This window comes from Actinomadura sp. NPDC048032 (assembly GCF_040653175.1).
Classification (GTDB): Bacteria; Actinomycetota; Actinomycetes; order Streptosporangiales; family Streptosporangiaceae; genus Spirillospora; species Spirillospora verrucosospora.
Genome location: NZ_JBEZJP010000490.1, coordinates 1 through 5,644, shown reverse-complemented (window position 1 = coordinate 5,644; position 5,644 = coordinate 1). Strand labels below are relative to the sequence as shown.

Annotated in this window: 6 protein-coding genes and 1 pseudogene; 2 read left to right on the top strand and 5 right to left on the bottom strand. The window is 75.4% G+C overall.

All coding sequences use genetic code 11. The features are described from left to right. Positions 1 to 4: 4 nt before the first annotated feature. The 5 genes and pseudogenes from AB0C69_RS37190 to AB0C69_RS37170 all read right to left on the bottom strand — a co-directional run bounded on the left by AB0C69_RS37190 (position 5) and on the right by AB0C69_RS37170 (position 3,199). Positions 5 to 379: a Clp protease N-terminal domain-containing protein gene (locus AB0C69_RS37190; protein ID WP_360360359.1), complete on the bottom strand. Its 375-nt coding sequence runs from the start codon at positions 377 to 379 to the stop codon at positions 5 to 7. A gap of 6 nt (positions 380 to 385) precedes the next feature. Further along, positions 386 to 562 (bottom strand): annotated as a pseudogene (locus tag AB0C69_RS37185) (Clp protease N-terminal domain-containing protein); the annotation flags it as partial. A 3-nt stretch (positions 563 to 565) separates the two neighbouring features. Continuing rightward, positions 566 to 799: a helix-turn-helix domain-containing protein gene (locus AB0C69_RS37180; RefSeq protein ID WP_345175238.1), complete on the bottom strand. Its 234-nt coding sequence runs from the start codon at positions 797 to 799 to the stop codon at positions 566 to 568. Between the two features lie 58 nt (positions 800 to 857). Further along, positions 858 to 1,877, bottom strand: coding sequence for a hemolysin family protein (locus tag AB0C69_RS37175; protein WP_360360355.1), 1,020 nt, complete (start codon positions 1,875 to 1,877; stop codon positions 858 to 860). Then, positions 1,874 to 3,199 carry a hemolysin family protein gene (locus AB0C69_RS37170; RefSeq protein ID WP_360360352.1) on the bottom strand — a complete coding sequence of 442 codons (1,326 nt, stop codon included), beginning with the start codon at positions 3,197 to 3,199 and terminating at the stop codon, positions 1,874 to 1,876. Before AB0C69_RS37170 ends, AB0C69_RS37175 begins: the two co-directional genes overlap by 4 nt. A 171-nt stretch (positions 3,200 to 3,370) precedes the next feature. Here AB0C69_RS37170 and AB0C69_RS37165 point away from each other — a divergent pair, with 171 nt between their 5' ends. Both AB0C69_RS37165 and AB0C69_RS37160 read left to right on the top strand, forming a co-directional pair. Next, on the top strand, positions 3,371 to 4,330 hold the full coding sequence (locus AB0C69_RS37165) for an MBL fold metallo-hydrolase (protein WP_345175233.1): 960 nt from the start codon (positions 3,371 to 3,373) through the stop codon (positions 4,328 to 4,330). Between the two features lie 132 nt (positions 4,331 to 4,462). Beyond that, positions 4,463 to 5,467, top strand: a complete 1,005-nt coding sequence (locus tag AB0C69_RS37160; RefSeq protein WP_360360349.1) for a hypothetical protein — start codon at positions 4,463 to 4,465, stop codon at positions 5,465 to 5,467. Positions 5,468 to 5,644 lie beyond the last annotated feature (177 nt).

Here is a 5,644-nt window from a genome sequence, read left to right as displayed (position 1 = left end):
GCGGTCAGGCCGCCTTGGCCGCCAGCAGGCGGCTCATCTCGGCGCGCAGCTCCTCGACGTCCACCCCCGCCTCGGCGGCCAGCCGCACCGACGAGAAGTCGCCGTCGTGCAGGACGCCGAGAAGGAGGTGGCCGCTGCGGATCTCCTTCTGGCCGAGCCGGAGGGCGTGCCGCAGGCTCAGCTCCAGCGCCTTCTTGGCGTGCGGCGTGAGGGGGACGTGACCCCGGCGGAACCGGCCGCTCCTCCCGGCCGGCGCGTCGAGGGCGCCCTCGCCGAAGCTCTGCTCGGTGGCCTCGCGGACGGCGTCCAGGTCGATCCCGATGCTGCGCAGGGCGTCGGGGTCGAGGACGTCGCCGCCCGCGCGGTTGAGCCGAACGATCCGGGCCCGCAGGTCGTCCGGGCCGAGTCCGTGCTCGCGCAGGACGCGTCCGGTGGCGTTCTCGGCTCCCGCCAGGGTGAGCAGGACGTGCTCGGTGCCGATGCGGCCGTCGCGCAGCGCCCGCGCCTCGGCCTGGGCCCCGATGACCGTCTGCCGCGCGTCCGCGGTGAAACGCTCGAACATCGTCTACTGCTCCTTCTTGAGTAGGCGGCGGCCGGTGCCGTGCTTCTTGTGGACGGCCTGCCGGCTCACGCCGAGGCAGACCGCGATCTCCTGCCAGGACCAGCCCTGGTCGCGGGCGCTGGCGACCTGCAGCGCCTCCAACCGCTCGGCCAGCTCGCGCAGCGCGCGCACGGCCCGCAGTCCCACCGCGGGGTCCCGGCTGCTCGCCTCCTGGGCGAGCGTCACTCCGTCGCTCATGGCTGTCAATGTAGGTTGACATCCGAGGCGTGTCAACCAATGTTGACGCTTTCGACGGTCAGCGCACGGCCATCAGCGTGGTGAGCAGGTCGTCCAGGCTGACCAGGCCGGCGACGCGGCCGTCCGGCCCGACGGCGAGACCGAGGTGGCTGTGCCCCGCCTTGAGGATCGCGACCGCCTCGCCCACGGGCGTGCCGACCGGCATCGCCGGAACGGGATGCGCCAGGTCCCCGGCGGGGGTGGCGCGGCCCCGCGCGCGGGCCACGAGGGCGTCCCGGACGTGCACCATGCGGGCCTGCCCCGGTCGCCCGGCGCCCCGCAGCATGAGCCGGATGTGGCCCGTGCGGGCCGACGCGTCGATGACCTCCTGCGGCGTCGCGGACGCGGGGACCGACACGATGTCCGAGACCGGCACCACGAGGTCGGCCAGCGGGGCGCGCGGCGCGTCCAGGGCGGCGGTGAGCAGCGTCAGCTCGCTCTGGCCGATCAGCCCGAGCCTCCGCGACTCCTGGGCGATGCTGCGCAGCTGCTCGGGGGTGCGCGACACCTCCCGCGAGTCGGCGGGGCGGACGCCCACCAGCCGCAGGAGCAGGTTCGTCGCGCCGTTCAGCGCCGCCAGCACCGGGCGCACCAGGGTGGCGAACGCGCGGAAGGGCAGGCCGAGCACGCTCGCCGAGCGCTCGGGGTCGGCGATCGCCCACGACTTCGGCGCCATCTCCCCGACGACCATGTGCAGGAACGTCACGAGCGCCAGAGCCAGGACGAACGCGACGGCGTGCGCCGCGCCCTCCGGCAGCCCGGCGGAGTGGAACAGCGGCGTGAGGGACCCCGCGAACACCGGCTCGGACACCAGGCCGAGGCCGAGCGAGCACATCGTGATGCCGAGCTGCGCGCCCGCGAGGGTCACCGACAGCTCGTCGATCCCCGCGACGGCCGCGCCCGCCCCCCGCCCGCCGCGGGCGGCGGCCCGCTCCAGCCGCGGCCGCCGCGCCGCCACCAGCGCGAACTCGGTGGCGACGAAGAAGCCGTTGCCCGCCAACAGCGCCAGCGTGACCGGGGCGCCCAGCCCGAGGTTCACCCGTCCTCCTCCACGGTGCGGATGCGGATCAGCTCCGGCACGTGCCGGTGGACGGTCAGGACCTCCACCACGGCGGTGCGGGCCGGCTCGTCCAGCCGGGTCGGGGCCAGCGGCACCCGGACGACGTCGCCCGGCCGCGCGACCCGGCCGAGCCGCTTCATCAGCAGCCCCGCGACGGTCTCGTAGTCGCCCTCCGGCAGCGCGATGCCGGTCTCGTGGGCGACCTCGTCCATCCGCAGCCCCGCGTCGGTCGTCCACCACTCGCCGCTGCGGATCGCGAGGTCCTCGCCCGGCTCGTTCTCGTCGGCGATCTCCCCGACCAGCTCCTCGGCGACGTCCTCCCAGGTGAGGATGCCGGCGAAGCCGCCGTACTCGTCCACCACGCAGGCGAGGGGCTCGCCGGCGCCCTGCAGCCGCAGCACCACCTCCGGCAGCGGCAGCGACGACGGCAGCAGCAGCGCCGGCCGGGCGAGCGCGCGGACCTCGGTGCGCGCGGCCTCGTCCGGGCCGAGCGCGACCAGCTCCTCCAGCCCGACGACCCCGACCACGTCGTCGACGCCCTCGCCGAGGACGGGATAGCGGGTGTGCCCGCTCGCCGCGATCACGTCGCCCAGGTCGGCGGCCCGCGCCGCGGCGGGCACGGTCACCACGTCGACGCGGGGCACCATGACCTCCTCGGCGTCCCGCTCGGAGAACACCAGGGCCCGCTCCAGCAGGTCGGCGTGGCCCGCCTGGAACTGCTCCCCGGACTCGCCGATCATGTGCCCGAGCTCCTCCAGCGTCGCGCCGTGCCGCAGCTCCTCCACCGGCTCGATGCCCACCGCGCGGACGAGCCGGTTCGCGGACACGTCGAACAGCCTGATCAGCGGGCCCGCCGCGGCCAGGTAGAACAGGGTGGACCCGGCCAGCGCGCGAGCCAGCGACTCCGCCCGCGCCAGCGCCAGGTTCTTGGGGAAGAGCTCGCCCAGCAGCATCTGGATCACCGTGGCCAGGACGAACCCGAGCGCGACCGCCACCCCGCCGGACGCCGCCTCCGGGACCCCGCCCGCGCGCAGCGCCGGCGCGATCAGGTCGGCGAGGGCGGGCTTGGCGATGAAGCCCACGACCAGCGCGGTGACGGTGATGCCGAGCTGCGCGCCGGACAGCATGAACGAGAGCCGGCCCATCACCCGCACCGCGCGCCCCGCGGCCCGGTCGCCCTCCGCCGCCCGCTGGTCGAGCGCCGGGCGGTCCGCGGTGACGAACGCGAACTCCTGCGCCACGAAGTAGCCGGTCGCGGCGGTCAGCACGAGGACGGCCAGCAGTCCGAGCGCGGCGTTCACCCGGGCCTCCTCCTCACGCGCGGCACCTTCGAGACCCCTCCTACCCCCGCCCGGGCCGTCCCTCCCCGGAGGGCGGGACGGTTATCGACCGCTCTGCGTGGAATGAATCACTGTGCAGGCGAACCGCAGTGCAGGCGAAGAGGCCGGGGCCACAACCGCGAGGGGGCGCCCATGCCGAAACCGTTCGCGTCGTCCGCGGACCTGAGCGACAGGACGCAGACGCTGGAGGTCCTCGCCGACGGGGTGTACGCGCTCACGGCCGAGGGCGACCCGAACGTGGGGGCCGTGGAGGGCGAGGACTTCCTCGTCTGCTTCGAGGCCCTCGCCACGCCCGCCGCGGCGCGCGACTGGCTCGCCGTGCTGCGCGAGCACACCGACAAGCCCATCCGCTACCTGGTCCTGTCGCACTACCACGCCGTCCGCACGCTGGGCGCGAGCGCGTTCGGCGCCCCGGTGGTCGTCGCGCACGACCTGACGCGCGCGCTGATCGCCGAGCGCGGCAAGCAGGACTGGGAGTCGGAGTACGGCCGGATGCCCCGGCTGTTCAAGGACCCGGACGGCATCCCGGGGCTCACCTGGCCGACCGTGACGTTCACCGGCACCCTCACCATCGACCTCGGCGGCGACCGCGGCGACCTCGACCTGGCCTACTGCGGGCGCGGCCACACCGAGGGCGACATCGTGGCGTGGCTGCCCCGGCACCGGATCCTGTTCGCCGGTGACCTTGTGGAGACCCAGGCCGCGCTCTACACCGGTGACGCGTTCCATCGCGAATGGGCGTCCGGCACGCTCGACCACGTCCACTCCTTCGGGGCCGAGACCCTCGTCGGCGGGCGCGGGGCGGTCGCGCACGGCCGCGACGCCGTGCAGGCGGCCGTCCGGCAGACCCGCGACTTCCTCACCACGATGATCGGCGAGGTCGAACGGGTCCGGCGGGAGGGCGGCGCGCTCAGGGACGCGTTCGCCGCCGTCCACGCAGCGCTCGCCCCCGCCTACGGCGGCTGGCCGATCTTCGAGCACTGCCTGCCCTTCGACGTCTCCCGCCTCTGGGACGAGCTGGACGGCATCGAACGCCCCCGCATCTGGACGGCCGAGCGCGACCGGGAGGTCTGGGCGGAGCTGCAGGACTAGCCGGTACCGGAGGAGGGATGCCCAGGGACAGCAGGAATGTCCGGATCTCGTGACAACCCGGAGACGGCCGGGCCCCGCGTGGAAGGCTCGAAACCGTCCGGCACAGGGTTCCCGACGCGGAGGGGAGTGGCGATGACCGAGCGATACCGTCCCCGCCCGGTGTTCGATCCCGGCATCGGCGGCGAGGAGCGCGCCCTGCTGGCCGCCGCGCCCGAGCGGCTCGTCCCGGCCTGCCTGCCCGCACCGGCGCCCCCGCGGCTGCGCACCGGCACGGTCGCGGCGCGGCTGGTGTGGATCCCGGCGTTCGCGCTGTTCTACGGCGTGCTGCCGGGCGGATGGCTGCGCGTCTGCTTCGTCGCCTCGCTGGACGACGACGAGCTGGTGGGCGGCGCGGTGCGCTGGGGGAGGCTGCCCGTGGTCGCGATGATGGTCGTCCCGGCCGTGCAGGTCCTCCTGCTGCTGCTCGGCCAGGTGGAGGCCGCCGTCGTCCTCGCGGCCGCGAGCTTCGCCGCCTGGGTCGCCGGGGCGCTGCGGTACGTCCGGGAGCCCGCCGCCGCCCGCGCCGCGCGCGAGCACCACGGCCGCTACCTCCTGCCGGCCGACTTCGACCAGCCCGCCTCGGGGCTCCTCGTCCGCGCCCAGCGCGCCGTGGACGCCGTGCTCGGGTCGCGGGCGCACGGCGCCGGGCTGCTCGACGACATCAACAACGCGGTCGTCCTGCCGCGCCAGGAGTGGGCGATCGCGGGCGCCCTCGCCGAGCACACGCGGCTGCGCCGGGAGCGCCGCGCCCAGCGGCCGGAACGCCTCTCGGCGCGCGTCCGGGCCCTGCTGGAACCGCAGGACCGCGCGCTGGAGCTGTCGATCCGCTCGGTCACCGGGCGGATCGAGGCGCTGGAGGCCTACGCGCGCCGGGCGGGGGAGGCCGACGACGCCTACCACGAGGCCGGCGTCCTGCAGGGGCTGCCCGAGCAGAACGCCCGCTACCGGGACCTGCTGGCGAGCACCGTCGGGGACGCCCTGGCGGGCGAGGAGATCCGCGGGATGGCCGAGGACGCCCGCCAGGCCGAGCTGGCGCTGCGCGAGCGCGTCGCGGGCGCCGTGCGGGCCGGGCACGAACTGGGCCCGCCGCTCCGCTGACCCCGGGTCCCGCTCAGTTCTCGGCGAGCACGATGACGCGGTCGTCGGCCGAGAGCGTGAGCGGCGCCCACTTGTCCGGGTTCAGCACCACCCCGTAGCCGGGCGGTTCGTGGAACCCGGACACCGTCACCCGGCACCCGGCGGCCTTCGTCACGCTCACCGCACCCTCATTCGGGC